Genomic DNA, 13995 nt, shown 5'->3' on the forward strand with positions numbered 1-13995 from the left:
GGGAGATGGATCATGAACACCCGTTTAGCTAGCGCGCTGGCCTGTGCCGCGCTGTTTGCCGCCATGGCGGCCCAAACCATCCACGCCGGCACGGAGCGCCCGCGCGACTCCGGCGTGGGATGCGCCCGCGCCGACAACCGCTACTGCAAGGCGCCGCAGGGTGCGGCGGCTGGCGATGCGCAAGCGCAATGGCCGGGCGCCGCGCGGCCTGCTTCGTCCACCACCCCAAGGAGCCTGTGATGAAAACCAGGGAAGTCGTGTTATGCCACCCCGTTCGCACCGCCATCGGCGCCTATAACGGTTCGCTCAAGGCCACGCCGGCGACCGAACTGGGCGCGGCGGTCATCCGCGAGACGGTGCGCCGCTCGGGCGTCGATCCGGAGCGCATCGGCAGCGTGGTGTTCGGCAATGTGATCCAGGCGGGCAACAGGATGAATCCCGCCCGGCAGGCGGCCATCGGCGCGGGCCTGCCGGTTTCGCTGCCGGCGATGACCGTCAACCGCGTGTGCGGGTCCGGCGCGCAGGCCATCGCCAGCGCCGCCGATGAAGTCTGGCTTGGCCATGTCGACGTGGCGATTGCCGGTGGCATGGAGAACATGGACCAGGCGCCTTACCTGATGCCTGCCGCCCGCTGGGGCAGCCGCATGGGCGACGCGGCACTGCAGGACAGCATGCTGCGCGATGGCCTGGTGGATGCATTCTCGGGCGAGCACTCCGGCTGGCATACCGAGGACCTGGTGGCGCGTAACAAGATCGGCCGCGACGAACAGGACCGGTGGGCCGAGCGCTCGCAAAGCCGTTTTGCCCGCGCGCAGGAGCAAGGCCGTTTTGTGGAGCAGATCATCGGTGTGCCCGTGAAGGCAAAGGGCGGCACGTCCACGTTCAATGTGGATGAAGCGAACCGGCCGGATACCACCTTCGAGATTCTCAGCAAGCTGCGTCCGGCGTTTCGCAAGGACGGCACCATCACCGCGGGCAATGCACCGGGGCTCAATAGCGGCGCGGCCGCCATGCTGGTCGCCGAACGATCGCTGGCCGAGAGCCTTGGGCTGGCACCGATGGCCCGGCTGGTGGCCTATGGCGTAGGCGCTGTCGAGCCGGGCTTGTTTGGCCTTGGGCCCGTTCCGGCCGTGCGCCAGGCGCTGCAGCGCGCGCAATGGGCGCTGGGCGATGTCGAGTGGCTGGAGATCAATGAGGCCTTCGCGGCGGTGCCCCTGGCCGTGGCGGGCGAACTCGGATTGCCGCTCGACATCATCAATGTGGAGGGCGGCGCTATCGCGCATGGCCATCCCATCGGCGCAACCGGGGCGGTGCTCACCACACGCCTGCTGTACGCGATGCGGGCGCATGGGCTACGCCGGGGCATCGTGACGCTGTGCATCGGGGGCGGGCAGGGCATTGCGCTGGCGCTCGAAGCCCTGGATTAGACGGCACCGGTGGGGACAGCATTGCGGCGTTTCAATACAGCTATCATGTTGAAAGTATCAAGATGCCGAAGCGGAGTCCTCGACCATGCAAAGAAAGACCTTCAGGAACATGCAATGCCCCATCGCCCGCGGGCTGGAGCGGGTTGGCGAGTGGTGGAGCATGCTGCTGATGCGCGAGGCGTTCTATGGCGCGCGGCGTTTCGACGACTTCCAGAAGAACCTGGACATTGCGCCCAACATGCTCACGCGCCGCCTCACCGCGCTGGTGGAGGAGGGCCTGCTGGAGCGCCAGCAGTACTCGGAAAAGCCGCCGCGCTATGAGTATGTGCTGACGCAATGCGGGCGGGACTTCCTGCCCGTGCTGCTGGCCATGCTTGCCTGGGGCAACAAGCACTTCGCGCCGGAAGGCCCCAGCGTGGAATTGCGCGACAAGGAAACCGGCAAGGTGGTCGATCCCGTGCTGGTGGATGCCGGCACGGGCGAGCGGCTGAGTTTCAAGCGGCATGCCCTGGTAGCGGGCCCGGCCGCCGCGGACGGCATGCGCCGCCGCCTGGCATCCGCCGCCGGCTTCCTGGGGGGCGCAGAGCAAGCCGAGCAAGCCGGGGAGGCGGGCGACGCGGTGCTCGCTGGCGACCTGCCGTAGGCGCTTGGCACTGTTAGCCACTGCTTTGCACTGTTAATCACCATTAACCAAGTCGGACATCGAAGCGGGAAACGTCATGAAGATTCTGGTCCTGGGCGCTGGCGCCATGGGTGGTTACTACGGCGCTCGCCTGATGCAGGCGGGGGCGGATGTCACGTTCCTGGTGCGGCCACGGCGCGCCCAAGCGCTGGCGAGAGACGGCCTGACCGTGCGCAGCGAGCTTGGCGATTTCCGCGCCGCCGTGAAGACGGTGCTGGCCGAGCACGTCAAGGCGGACTACGACCTGGTCCTGCTGGCATGCAAGACCTATGACCTGGACAGCGCGATGGCCGCGCTGGGCCCGGCGCTTTCTGCCAGCGGGGGCAAGCGCGCGGCGATCCTGCCGCTGCTCAACGGGTTGCGTGCGTATGAGACGCTGGACGCGCGCTACGGCCGCGACAGGGTGCTTGGCGGCGTGTCGTACATTGCCACCACGCTGGACGCCGCTGGCGCGGTGGTGCATCAAGGCGCGGTCGACAGGCTCATCGTGGGCGCGCGTGCCGAGTCCGCGCAGGGCGTGGCCAGCGCCTTCCATGCGCTCGCCGCCAGCACGCCCGGCACGCGCGAGTTGTCACCGGCCATCGACCAGGCGCTATGGAACAAGTGGGTGATGATCTCGGCCGGTGCGCTGATGACCTGCCTGATGCGTGGCACCGTCGGCGAGATCGTGCGGACGGTGGACGGCCGCGCGCTGATGCAGCAGGCCATGGACGAATGCGCGGCGGTGGCGCGTTTGTCCGGGCACGCCTTGCCCGAGCCGGTGGCCCAGGCCATGGCCGCGCGCCTGCTGGACGAGAACTCGGCCTGGGCCGCCTCCATGATGCGCGATATCGCGCAGGGCGCGCCCCGCCTGGAGGCGTACGACATCGTCGGCGACATGGCGCAGCGTGCCGCGCGCATGGGGCATGCGGTGCCGCTGGTGCGCATCGCCTATAGCCACCTGCAGGTCTACGAAGCGCAACGCGCCGCAGGCTAACGCGCCGAGGCCGCCTGCGCGGCGGCGGCCGTGCGGCGCTCCCGCGCCGCACGCCGGAACATGCCCGGCCCGGCGCCAAAGTGCGCTTTGAAGGCGCGCCCGAAGGCGGCCTCGGAGGCATAGCCGCAATGCTCGCCGATGCTGGCCGCGGAGCCTCGGTCCAACGTCAGCAGGCGGGCGGCCATCTCCATGCGCAAGGTGGTCACGAACTGCAGCGGCGTCTCCCCGCTGAGCTGGGCGAAGCGCCGTGCGAACGTGGCACGTGACACATTGCACACCGCCGCCAGCGACGCCACCGACCACGGCTCGGCCGGCGCGCGCAGCACCGCATCGATCGCCTTGGACAGCCGCGCATCGGCCATCAGCGCCAGCAGGCTATGCGTGACGCCGCCCTGCGCGATCAGCGCGCGCAACAGCAAGGTCAGCAACGCGGTGGAGAGCTGCCCGATGACCGCCGCGCCACCTGGCTCGGGCGCCTGCGCCTCGTTGCGCATCATGTCGATCAGCGCATGCAGCCAGGCACAATCGGCGCGCCGCGCGGTAGCAACCCGCAGCACCGGCGGCAGGTTGCGCAACAGCATCGTGCCCGGCACGCCCAGCACGAACGTGCCGCACAACATGTCCAGCGGATGCGCGTCGCCGGGCATCGTCACCTCGGTCAGCAAGCCATTGAAGCGCGTCGTCTGAGCCGGCGTGGCGGCGTGTGCGCCGGCGGCACTTTCGGTCCCCTCGGTCTCATCGGGCAGGCTGCGCAGCGTGTGCGCGCTGCCATGCGGGAACAGCAGCACGTCGCCAGCATCGAGCGAGATGGCCTCCTGCGCCACCAGCGCACGCGCCTGCCCCTTCAGGATGATGTGATACGGCAGCTGGCCGGCGGGCGCCGCCGCGTTGTCCACCCGCCAGTTGCCGGCGAAGTGGCAATGCAGGTCGACGGTGCCGGCTGGCGAAAGCATGCGCACAAGTTCGGTCAGGCTATCCATGGTGGGAACGTTGGCATCAAGACGGATACGACGTGTTGAGACGATTGGGCAAGATAATGCGACGATTATATGCGGTAAGTCTTGTCTGGCGCGCCTAGACTTCAGTCCATGGAAGCAGCGCAACAAACACAGCGCGGGTCCATCAACCAACCGCAAAGGAGTGCCGTCATGTCCCGTCTTCACACCATCAACCCCGCCGAAGCCACCGGCCAGGCCGCCCAACTGTTTGCCGCCATCAAGGGCGCCGTGGGCAAGGTGCCCAACGCTTACGCGGTGATCGGCAGCAATGCCCCCGAGGTGTTGGCCCATGCGCTGCAAACCGGCGCGCTGCTCAAGAACGCTACGCTCAGCGCCCGTGAGCTCGAAGCGATCAACCTTGCCATCAGCGAGGCGTCGGGTTGTGACTATTGTGTGGCCGCGCACACCATGACCGGCAAGATGGCCGGCTATACCGCCGAACAAACGCGTGAGCTGCGCGCCGGCGAGTATCCGCAAGACGGCAAGATCGACGCGCTGGTCCGCTTCGCACTGGCCGTGGTCACGACTTCCGGCACGGTGCCTGCCAGCGTCATCGCCAATGTGCGCGAAGCCGGCTATACCGATCGGCAGATCGTCGAGAGCATCCAGGCCATCAGCGCGATCCTGTTCACCAATATGATCAACCGTGTCAACGATACGGTGATCGATTTCCCGAAGGTGGCTTGAGAGGCAGGGCAAGGCGAGGTGATCGTGCCCCGCGCTGGCCGACACCGCCATCCTCAACGCCGGCTACGACGTCACCCGCGAGCTGTACCGTGAGATCAACCCCGGTTTTGTCGCTAACTGGAAGCAGGCGAGTGGCGAGAGCCGGCTGTAAGCCAGGCGCGGGCGGCGGGTGAGTCCCGCCGCCTGCTTGCGGATGGCGTATCCGTTACGGCTTCGGGCTCAGGCCGTTCAGGTGCTTGACCAGCTTGCCCAGCGTGGTGGCCTGGATCAGCAGGCTGAACACCACCACCAGGTAAGTCACGCCGATCAGCATCTCGCGGCCGGGGAACTCCGGCAGCGATAGCGCCAGCGCAATCGAGATGCCGCCGCGCAGGCCGCCCCAGGTCATGATGGTGGCCGAGTGCGGATTGAGCCGGCGGAAATTCTGCAGCGCCAGCAGCGGGATGGCCACGCTGATGCCGCGGGCAATCAGCACCACGGGAATCGCCGCCAGCCCCAGCCAGACGATGTGCAGCTGCAGCGACAGCGCGATGATCTCCAGCCCGATCAGGCCAAACAGCACCAGGTTGAGCAACTCGTCCAGCAGGCCCCAGAAATTGAACAAGTGTTCGCGGGTCTTCTCCGACATCGACTTGCTGGTGCTATGGTTGCCGATCACCAGGCCCATGATGACCACCGACAGCGGCGCGGACACGTGCACCGCTTCGGCCAGGCTGTAGCCGCCGGTGGCGAGCGCCAGCGTGATCAGGATCTCGACCGGATAGCTGTCGATCCCGCGCAGCAGCACCGACGCCACATAGCCCACCACAATGCCCAGCACCACGGCGCCCAGCACTTCGCGCACCAGCGCGAGCGCCACGTGCGAAGCGGAGAACTCGGTGGCGCCGGTAGCTAGCCCCACCAGGGTCAGGAATGCCACCACCGCGGTGCCATCGTTGAACAGCGACTCGCCCGCAATCTTGGTTTCCAGGCTTTCCGATGCGCCCGCGTTCTTGAGCACGCTGAGCACGGCGATCGGGTCGGTAGGGGAGATCAGCGCGCCGAACACCAGGCACCACAGCAGGCTGACCGGGTGGCCCAGCCACTGTGCGACATAGAAGAAGCCGAACCCGACCGCGGCGGTCGAGATCACCACGCCGACCGTGGCCAGCATGACCACGGCCCGGCGCTGGCGGCGCATGCGAGAGAGGTCGACGTGCAGGGCGCCGGCGAACAGCAGCAGGCTGAGCAGGCCGTGGAAGACCACGTCGGAGAAATCGATCTGGGCCACGAGCTTGCGGGCCTGCGCGACCATTTCAGGGTGGTTGAAGCCGAGGATGGACACGCTCAGGCAGGTCACCAGCCCGACGGCGGTGATGCCCAGGGTGTCGGGCAGCTTGATGAAGCGGTGGTTGATGACGCCGAAGATGGCGATGAGGGTGAAAAGGGCGCCAGTCCCTTGGAATACAGTCATGCGGGGAGTTCTCCTTGCTGATGGGCGTTGCGGGTGTTTCAAGCACGGCCGGCAGTACAGGCACTGCCGGCATTGCGCGTCGGGTGCGACGCTATGTGGATTTTGTGCCACATCAACCATATCAGCAATTGGGAAATTTCTTCAATTGGCGCCCGCCTGACGAAAAAAAGGGGTTCAGCCGCCGCTGAACCCCCTTGCTTACCTGGCTCGGCGCTGCGTCAGCGGTTCAAGCCCCGGACCCCGTCGCGCCGCCATGCGCCCTGGCCAGGCGGAACTGGCCGACCGCATCGGCCAGCTTGTTGGCTTGCTCATGCAGGAACCCGGCGGCCGCCGAGGCTTGCTCGACCAGCGCCGCATTCTGCTGTGTCGCCCCGTCGAGCTGGCTCACGGCCTGGTTGACCTGCGTGATGCCTACGCTTTGCTCGCTGCCGGCATTCGAGATTTCGCGCAGCACCTGCTCGACCTGCTTCACGCTGGCCACGATGCTGTTCATGGTCTCGCCGGCGTCCCGCACCAGCTCCGCGCCCGAGTCCACCTTGGCCACCGATTTGCTGATCAGTCCTTTGATTTCCTTGGCGGCCTGGGCGCTGCGCTGGGCCAGCGTGCGCACTTCGCCAGCCACCACGGCAAATCCGCGTCCTTGTTCGCCGGCGCGGGCGGCTTCCACGGCGGCGTTGAGCGCCAGGATGTTGGTCTGGAAGGCGATGCCGTCGATGACCCCGATGATGTCGTGGATCTTGGCGGAGGCGGTCGAGATTTCCTGCATGGTGGTCACCACGCGAGAGACGGCATCGCCCCCTCGGTTGGCGACCTGGGAGGCCGCCGCCGCCAGCTCGCCGGCGCGCACCGCGGCCTCGGCCGAGTTTTGCACGGTGCCGGTGAGCTCGTCCATGGCCGCCGCTGTCTGCTCCAGGCTGGCCGCGGCTTGCTCGGTACGCGAGGACAGGTCGATATTGCCCTGCGAGATTTCGGCGGTTGCCGTGCGAACCGATTCGCTGCTGTCCCGGATATCGATCAGCACCGTGGCGAGCTTGTCGGCAAACTGGTTGAACGCGCGGGCGATCTGCGTGACCTCATCGTTGCCGTCGGCCGGCAGGCGCTTGGTCAGGTCGCCGTGTCCGGAGCCGATTTCGTCCATCGCCTCGCGCACCTGGGACAGCCGCCGGAACGCAGAGGCAGTCATGACCGAGCCGACTCCCGCGGCGAGGAAGGCCACCGCCACCAGGGTCATGAACATGGCTTGCAGCACATTGCGCAGGCCGGCCAGCGCTTCGTCCTCATCCATGGCAACCACCACTTCCCAGTCGGAGTTCTTGACCGGCTCCGCATGCAGCAGCTTGGTGGCGCCGGCGATCTTGACCGCGAGGGGCTGCTCGGGATCCGACAGGCTGGCCAGGGCGTTCGCCGTCAGGTCGGCGGACAGATCGGTGGCCGGCTTGAGGTTGAGCTTGGCATCCGGATGCGCCACGATGCGCCCGCTCTTGTCTGCCAGGAAGGCAAAGCTGGCCGGGGTGGGATGGATGCCGTTCACGGTGGAGGTCACGGCGTCCAGGTTCACATCGGCGGCCACCACGGCCTTCAACTGGCCATTGGCCAGCACAGGCAAGGCCAGTGTCACCACGAGCTTCTTGCTCGCGACATCTTCGTACGGCTGCGTGATGACGAGCCTGCCGGCGCTGACGGCGGCCTGGTACCACGGGCGGCCCGTGGGATCGTAGTCGGCTGGGATGCCGAGATCGCGGGAAAACACCGCGTGCTTGTCCGGGTAGCCCGCATAGGCCACGATAAAGCCGCCGGATTTTTCCAGCTGCGTGACCGCGGCCATGGGATCGGTGGAAAGGCTCTCCGGCGAAACGGCTTGCACCATGGCGGCCCGCGCGTTCAGCCACTCGGTGATGGCTTGCGCGTTGCCTTGGGTGATGGTGGCGAGGTTTTGCCGCAGCGTGCGTTCGTCGCTGCGCTTCGTGACAACGTAGGTGATGCCGGTGGATGCCGACAAGGCGGTGACAACGATGGCGACACAGGTCGCCGTAATGCGTGTACGGAGCGAGAGATGCATGCGCGTTGGGTAGGGGGCGGTGGTTAAAAAAAGGCCTCCGACAATTTTGTTGTCGGCCAGCATGCCCCGGCTAACGGAAGGCTGGAGGGGAACTGTAGGGCTGAAACGGCAATGTGCAGACATTTCACCGCGATAGTGCATGGCGGCGCCCCGCGGCGTGGTGAATACGCCGCTATTGCACGGCGGGAAGCATTTTCCGCGCTGCCCTTGCCTTAGCCGCCAACCTCAAAAAATGCCAGGAACCGACGCATGATGGGTGACAGCGCTCCGGTGCGATGCGCCACCAGCACCCGGCTGGTGGCATCCTGGCCAGCCAGTGGCCGGTACGTCACGCCGGGGATGCCGGTGCGCGCGTAGATCTCCGGCAGCACCGACACGCCGGCGCCGCTCGCTACCAATCCAATGATGGTGGTCGCCTCGCGCGCCTCCTGCCCGATGCGCGGGGCAAAGCCCGCCCGGTTGCAAAGCGTGGTGACGTGGTCGAACAGCCCGCAGCCCAGTCCGCGCGGGAACAGCAGGAAAGGCTGTGCGGACAGCGCACCGATATCGATCCCGGCGTCATCCACCGGGTTTGCCAATGCGTGCCAGGCAGGCAGCACGGCGACCAGGCGGTCGGCCAGCACTTCGTGCACGGTGATGCTGGCGGGCGGGTAGAACTGGGGCGACGGCCGCAGGAAGCCAATGTCGATCTCGCCTTTCTCCAGTCCTTGCAACTGCTGGCCAGTGGACATATGCACCAGCTCCAGCATGGCGCGCGGGTGGTCCACGCGGAACTGCTGCACCGCGCGCGGAAACGCATCCTGCATCGGCACCGATGCGGTAAAGGCCACGCGGATCTCGCCCGCCTCGCCTGCGGCCACCTGCCTGACCACCTCGCGGGCCTGCTCCAGGTTGGCCAGCGCCGCCCTGGCCTTGTCCAGGAACAGCGTGCCCGCCGGCGTCAGCGCCACATGATGGCGGGAGCGGTCCAGCAGCGGGCTGCCGAGCTCGTCCTCCAGCGCCTTGATCTGGGTGCTCAGCGGCGGCTGGCTGATATGGAGCTTGCGCGCGGCCTCGCTGAAGCTCAGTGCCTCGGCCACGGCAACGAAATAGCGGAGTTGGCGGAAATCCATTGCTTATATCGAAGTGCAATAACAAGGGGTTCGAAAACGTATTGGACAGTATCACGGCAGCTGCCCAGAATGCACGCAAATCGCAAACGGCCTTGAGCCGCACCACAAATTGCACCATCAGGAGATAACCATGCTGCGCCGCCCCTACCTTGCCGGCTTCCTGGCCGCCGCGCTGTCGCTGGCCGCCAGCGCCGCCAGCGCCCAGGCCTACCCGGCCAAGCCCATCCGGCTGGTCGTGCCTTATGCCGCCGGTGGCGCGGTGGACATCGTGGCGCGCTCGGTCGGGCAGAAGATGAGCGTGCTGCTCAAGCAGCCCATCATCGTCGACAACCGCCCGGGCGCCAGCACCAATATCGGCATGGAGGCCGTGGCCAAGGCCGCGCCGGACGGCTACACCATGATGATGGCGTCCAACAGCCTGGCCACCAATGCCGCGCTGTTCGCCAAGCTGCCGTTCGACCCGGCACGGGATTTCACGCCGGTGGCGCGCGTGGGGCAGGCCTCGCTGGTGCTGGTGGTGCCGGCAAAATCCAGCGTGGGGTCGCTCAAGGGCCTGGTCTCCCAGGCGCAGGCCCAGCCGGGCAAGCTCAGCTATGCCTCGGCCGGCAACGGCAGCTCGGGCCATCTCGCCGGCGAGCTGTTCAAGGAAGCGGCGCATATCGACGTGCTGCATGTGCCTTACAAGGGCGGCGCGCCCGCGATCACCGACCTGCTGGGCGAGCGTATCTCGTTCATGCCGATCAACCCGCTCGAAGTCATCACCCATATCCGCGCCGGCACGCTGCGCGCCATCGCGGTGGCAAGCGACCAGCGCACGCCGCTGCTGCCGGACGTGCCGACCTCGCGCGAGCAAGGCTTGCCAGGCTTCACTGCCTCGGTCTGGTGGGGGCTGGTGGCGCCGGCCAAGACGCCGCCGGCCGTGGTCCATGAACTCAACACCGCCGCCAACGCCGCGCTCGCCGACCCCGATGTGCGCAAACAACTCGCGCAACTGGGCGTGACCATCCTGCCGGGCACACCTGAAGCGTTCGGCCAGTTCGTGCGCGGCGAAGCCACCACCTGGAACGGCGTCATCCGCAAGGCGGGCATCACGGCCGACTGACGCCTCACACGCATCCGGCGACCCAACACGATCCACCACGATCCAAGAGAATCCCCCATGTCCGACATCCAAGCCCAAGCCCAGCCGGGCGCGCAGCGTCCCTCGATCCTGGTGGTCAGCGCGCACGCCGCCGATTTTGTCTGGCGTGCCGGCGGCGCCATCGCGCTCTACGCCGAGCGCGGCTACAACGTCAAGATCGTCTGCCTGTCCTTTGGCGAGCGCGGCGAGTCCGCCAAGATGTGGCGCCAGCCGGGCATGACCATCGAGCGCGTCAAGGCGGCCCGGCATGAAGAAGCGCAGCAGGCCGCCGACATCCTGGGCGCGACGCTGGAGTGCTTCGACCTGGGCGACTACCCCATGCGCGTGACCGACGCTGCGCTGCTGCGCCTGGCCGATCTCTACCGCGCGCTGCGGCCCGAACTGGTGCTGAGCCACTCGCGCGAGGACATCTACAACTTTGACCATCCGCTCGCCACGCACGTAGCGCAGGAGGCGCGGGTCATCGCCCAGGCGCATGGCTACAAGCCCGAGGTGCCCGTGATCGGCGCGCCGCCGGTGTTTCTGTTCGAGCCGCACCAGCCCGAGCAATGCAACTGGAAGCCCGACGTGCTGCTCGATATCTCCTCGGTATGGGAAAAGAAGCAGCGCGCCTTCGCCACCATGGCGGCCCAGGAGCACCTGTGGGAGTACTACACCCGCGTGGCGCTGCAGCGCGGTGCGCAGGCCGCGCGCAACTCCGATCGCAAGGTGAAGTACGGCGAAGGTTATGCGCGCGTGTTTCCGCAAGTTGCGCAGAGCCTGTCATGAAGACCATCGCCTATCGCAACATCCTGCGCGCGGCCGCCGCGGACATCGACGCGCTGGGCGCCGCCGGTGTCGCCACGGTGCACGAGGCGCAGCGCCGCACCGGGCTGATGAAGCCCTACATGCGGCCAATCCAGCCCCGTGCCGCCATTGCCGGCAGCGCCGTGACGGTGCTGATGCATCCCGGCGACAACTGGATGATCCACGTCGCGGTGGAACTGGTGCAGCCCGGCGACGTGCTGGTGGTGGCGCTGGTCAGCGACTGCACCGATGGCTTGTTCGGCGACCTGCTGGCCACCTCGCTCAAGGCACGCGGCGCGCGCGGCCTGGTGATCGACGGCGGCGTGCGCGATGTGGCCACGCTCAATGCCATGGGCTTCCCGGTCTGGTCGCGGGCGGTTTCGGCGCAGGGCGCGGTCAAGGAGACCGTGGGCGCGGTCAATGTGCCGGTGGTCTGCGCCGGCGCCCACGTGCGCCCCGGCGACGTGATCGTGGCCGACGACGATGGCGTGGTGGTGGTGCCGCGCCCGCTCGCTGCCGAGACCGCGCGCCGTGCCGCCGAGCGCGGTGCCATGGAGGAGGGCAAGCGCGCTACGCTGGCCGCTGGGGTGCTGGGGCTGGACATGTACCAGATGCGCGAGGCGCTGGCGGCCAAGGGCCTGGTGTACGCCGACCAGACCGTGGACTGGTACAGCGGCTTCGACGAGGCCTGACCGGGCGGCCACCGCCGGTTCGCGATCTGGTATAAGCGTCGCACACACGAATCCAGACACGAATCCAGGCCGGGGAACCCCATGGAACTGCGCCAGCTTCAGTATTTCGTCCGCGTGGTGGAGCTTGGCAGCATGAGCCGCGCCGCGCTCGACCTCGATATGGTGCAATCCGCCATGAGCCAGCAGATCAGCCGGCTGGAGAGCGAGCTGGCCACCCGGCTGCTGCGCCGGACCACGCGCGGCGTGACGCCCACCGAGGCCGGGCTGGCCTTCTTCCGCGAGGCGCAATTGGCGCTGCGCCATGCCGAGCAGGCCAAGCGCGCCGCCCACCATGCGCGGCTTTCCGGCACGGTCAGCGTGGGGCTGGCGCCCACCACGGCTTCGGTCATCGGTGTGCCGCTGATGCGCGCCATGCGCGAGCGCTATCCGGATGTGCGCCTGCACATGGTGGAGAGCCTGTCAGGCCACCTCAGCGCCATGCTCAACGCCCGCCAGCTCGACCTGGCCGTGCTGTTCGACACCGTTGTGGCGCGCCGCTGGAGCGTGACGCCGCTGCTCGAGGAAACCCTGTTCCTGATCCGCTCGCGCCGCGCGCTGCCGGCCGAGGTCGATGCCGAGGCGCCGCTGCGGCTGCGCATGGCGCAGTTGCGGGACGTGCCGCTGATCATGCCCACCGGCCTGCATGGGCTGCGCAGCACGCTCGATGCCGCCTTCGCCCGCGTGAAGATCGTGCCGCAGGTGGTGCAGGAGGTGGATTCCCTGGCCATGCTGATGGACGCCGTCGATCTCGGGTTTGGCGCCACGCTGCAGCCCTGGGCCGCGGTGGGGCGCTATGCGGATGCACAGGCGCGTTTCCACCTGGCCGAGATCGCGGACCCCAAGGTGCGGCGCCAGAACGTGCTGTGCAGCCTCTCGGACGACGAACTATCGCCCGCCGCGCTGGCCTTGCGCGTGGTGCTGGCCGATTGCGCCCGCGAACTGGTGCGCTCCGGCGCCTGGCGGGGTGCGCGGCTGCTTGGGCCGCAGGGGTGACGCGCGGGCGCCCCCCCCTGGGGTATCACGATTCGTGATGCCCCCATGCGATCCGGGGGCTTAGCAGGACGCCGGCGGGCCGCTACAGTGCGGGCATCCCCACCGGAACCCTCATCGTGCTGTCCATTATTCAAATCCGGGAGCCGTCCCTGCCGGCTATCCCTAGCCTTGCCCGAGGCGCACGCCCATGATCGACGTCCTGGTCATCGGCGGCGGCAATGCTGCCCTGTGCGCGGCCCTGATGGCGCGCGAAGCCGGCGCCAGCGTGCTGCTGCTGGAAGCCGCCCCGCGCGAGTGGCGCGGCGGCAACTCGCAGCACACCCGCAATCTGCGCTGCATGCACGACGCGCCACAAGACGTGCTGGTCGATGCCTATCCCGAAGAGGAATACTGGCAAGACCTGCTCAAGGTCACCGGCGGCCTGACCGACGAGCGGCTGGCTCGCCTGGCCATTCGCGCCTCGTCGACCTGCCGCGACTGGATGCGCAGCCACGGCGTGCACTTCCAGCCGCCGCTGTCAGGCGCGCTGCATGTGGCGCGCACCAATGCCTTCTTCATGGGCGGCGGCAAGGCGCTGGTCAACGCGTACTTCCGCAGCGCCGAAGCCCTTGGCGTCAAGGTGCGCTACAACGCCCCGGTGGACGCCATCGAGATGGACGGCGACCGCTTCAAGGCCGCCCGCATCGGCAGCGAGCGCATCGAGGCGCGCAGCTGCGTGCTGGCCGCCGGCGGCTTCGAGTCCAACCGCGCATGGCTGCGCGAGGCCTGGGGCCAGAACGCCGACGGTGACTGGCCGGCCGACAACTTCCTGATCCGCGGTACGCGCTTCAACATGGGCGTGCTGCTCAAGTTCATGATCGAAGCCGGAGCGGACGCCATCGGCGACCCTTCCCAATCGCACTGCGTGGCCATCGACGCGCGCGCGCCGCTGTACGACGGCGGCATCTGCA

The 13995-nt window shown here is 67.7% G+C and carries 14 protein-coding genes and 1 pseudogene; 11 read left to right on the forward strand and 4 right to left on the reverse strand.

Annotated features, from left to right (window positions below; translation table 11 throughout):
* Positions 1–12: 12 nt before the first annotated feature.
* From A9975_RS01745 to A9975_RS01760, 4 genes are all read left to right on the forward strand, one after another.
* On the forward strand, positions 13–240 hold the full coding sequence (locus A9975_RS01745; protein WP_183031126.1) for a hypothetical protein: 228 nt from the start codon (positions 13–15) through the stop codon (positions 238–240).
* Entirely contained in the window at positions 240–1427 is a 1188-nt protein-coding gene (locus A9975_RS01750; protein ID WP_183031127.1) for a thiolase family protein, read from the forward strand. Before A9975_RS01745 ends, A9975_RS01750 begins: the two co-directional genes overlap by 1 nt.
* Before the next feature lie 85 nt (positions 1428–1512).
* Complete coding sequence (locus A9975_RS01755) at positions 1513–2070, forward strand: helix-turn-helix domain-containing protein (protein WP_183031128.1); 558 nt, start codon at positions 1513–1515, stop codon at positions 2068–2070.
* 76 nt (positions 2071–2146) lie between these two features.
* Positions 2147–3085 carry a 2-dehydropantoate 2-reductase gene (locus A9975_RS01760; protein WP_183031129.1) on the forward strand — a complete coding sequence of 313 codons (939 nt, stop codon included), beginning with the start codon at positions 2147–2149 and terminating at the stop codon, positions 3083–3085.
* On the opposite strand, the gene A9975_RS01765 is transcribed toward A9975_RS01760, so the two are convergent.
* Positions 3082–4065, reverse strand: coding sequence for an AraC family transcriptional regulator (locus A9975_RS01765; protein ID WP_183031130.1), 984 nt, complete (start codon positions 4063–4065; stop codon positions 3082–3084). The two genes, A9975_RS01760 and A9975_RS01765, sit on opposite strands and share 4 nt — an antisense overlap.
* Before the next feature lie 168 nt (positions 4066–4233).
* Between A9975_RS01765 and A9975_RS01770 the strand changes: the two genes are divergently transcribed.
* Positions 4234–4770 carry a carboxymuconolactone decarboxylase family protein gene (locus A9975_RS01770; RefSeq protein ID WP_183031131.1) on the forward strand — a complete coding sequence of 179 codons (537 nt, stop codon included), beginning with the start codon at positions 4234–4236 and terminating at the stop codon, positions 4768–4770.
* Positions 4771–4801: 31 nt separating this feature from the next.
* Positions 4802–4912, forward strand: a pseudogene (locus A9975_RS37895) (sulfate ABC transporter substrate-binding protein); the annotation flags it as partial.
* A gap of 63 nt (positions 4913–4975) precedes the next feature.
* Here A9975_RS37895 and A9975_RS01775 read toward each other — a convergent pair.
* The 3 genes from A9975_RS01775 to A9975_RS01785 form a co-directional block, all read right to left on the reverse strand.
* Positions 4976–6223: a sodium:proton antiporter gene (locus A9975_RS01775; RefSeq protein ID WP_183031132.1), complete on the reverse strand. Its 1248-nt coding sequence runs from the start codon at positions 6221–6223 to the stop codon at positions 4976–4978.
* A gap of 226 nt (positions 6224–6449) precedes the next feature.
* Positions 6450–8282, reverse strand: coding sequence for a methyl-accepting chemotaxis protein (locus tag A9975_RS01780; RefSeq protein WP_183031133.1), 1833 nt, complete (start codon positions 8280–8282; stop codon positions 6450–6452).
* Positions 8283–8494: 212 nt separating this feature from the next.
* Positions 8495–9394 (reverse strand): LysR family transcriptional regulator, encoded by a 900-nt coding sequence (locus A9975_RS01785; RefSeq protein WP_183031134.1) that lies wholly within the window; start codon positions 9392–9394, stop codon positions 8495–8497.
* Positions 9395–9524: 130 nt separating this feature from the next.
* Here A9975_RS01785 and A9975_RS01790 point away from each other — a divergent pair, with 130 nt between their 5' ends.
* The 5 genes from A9975_RS01790 to tcuA form a co-directional block, all read left to right on the forward strand.
* Entirely contained in the window at positions 9525–10496 is a 972-nt protein-coding gene (locus A9975_RS01790) for a tripartite tricarboxylate transporter substrate binding protein (protein ID WP_183031135.1), read from the forward strand.
* A gap of 57 nt (positions 10497–10553) precedes the next feature.
* Complete coding sequence (locus A9975_RS01795) at positions 10554–11303, forward strand: PIG-L deacetylase family protein (RefSeq protein WP_183031136.1); 750 nt, start codon at positions 10554–10556, stop codon at positions 11301–11303.
* Positions 11300–12013 (forward strand): 4-carboxy-4-hydroxy-2-oxoadipate aldolase/oxaloacetate decarboxylase, encoded by a 714-nt coding sequence (locus A9975_RS01800; RefSeq protein ID WP_183031137.1) that lies wholly within the window; start codon positions 11300–11302, stop codon positions 12011–12013. Before A9975_RS01795 ends, A9975_RS01800 begins: the two co-directional genes overlap by 4 nt.
* An 81-nt stretch (positions 12014–12094) precedes the next feature.
* Complete coding sequence (locus A9975_RS01805) at positions 12095–13045, forward strand: LysR substrate-binding domain-containing protein (RefSeq protein WP_183031138.1); 951 nt, start codon at positions 12095–12097, stop codon at positions 13043–13045.
* A gap of 187 nt (positions 13046–13232) precedes the next feature.
* The coding region (tcuA, locus tag A9975_RS01810; protein ID WP_183031139.1) for an FAD-dependent tricarballylate dehydrogenase TcuA at positions 13233–13995 on the forward strand (763 nt) is incomplete at its 3' end.

The sequence above is a fragment of the Cupriavidus sp. UME77 genome (assembly GCF_014170355.1).
Lineage (GTDB): Bacteria > Pseudomonadota > Gammaproteobacteria > Burkholderiales > Burkholderiaceae > Cupriavidus > Cupriavidus basilensis.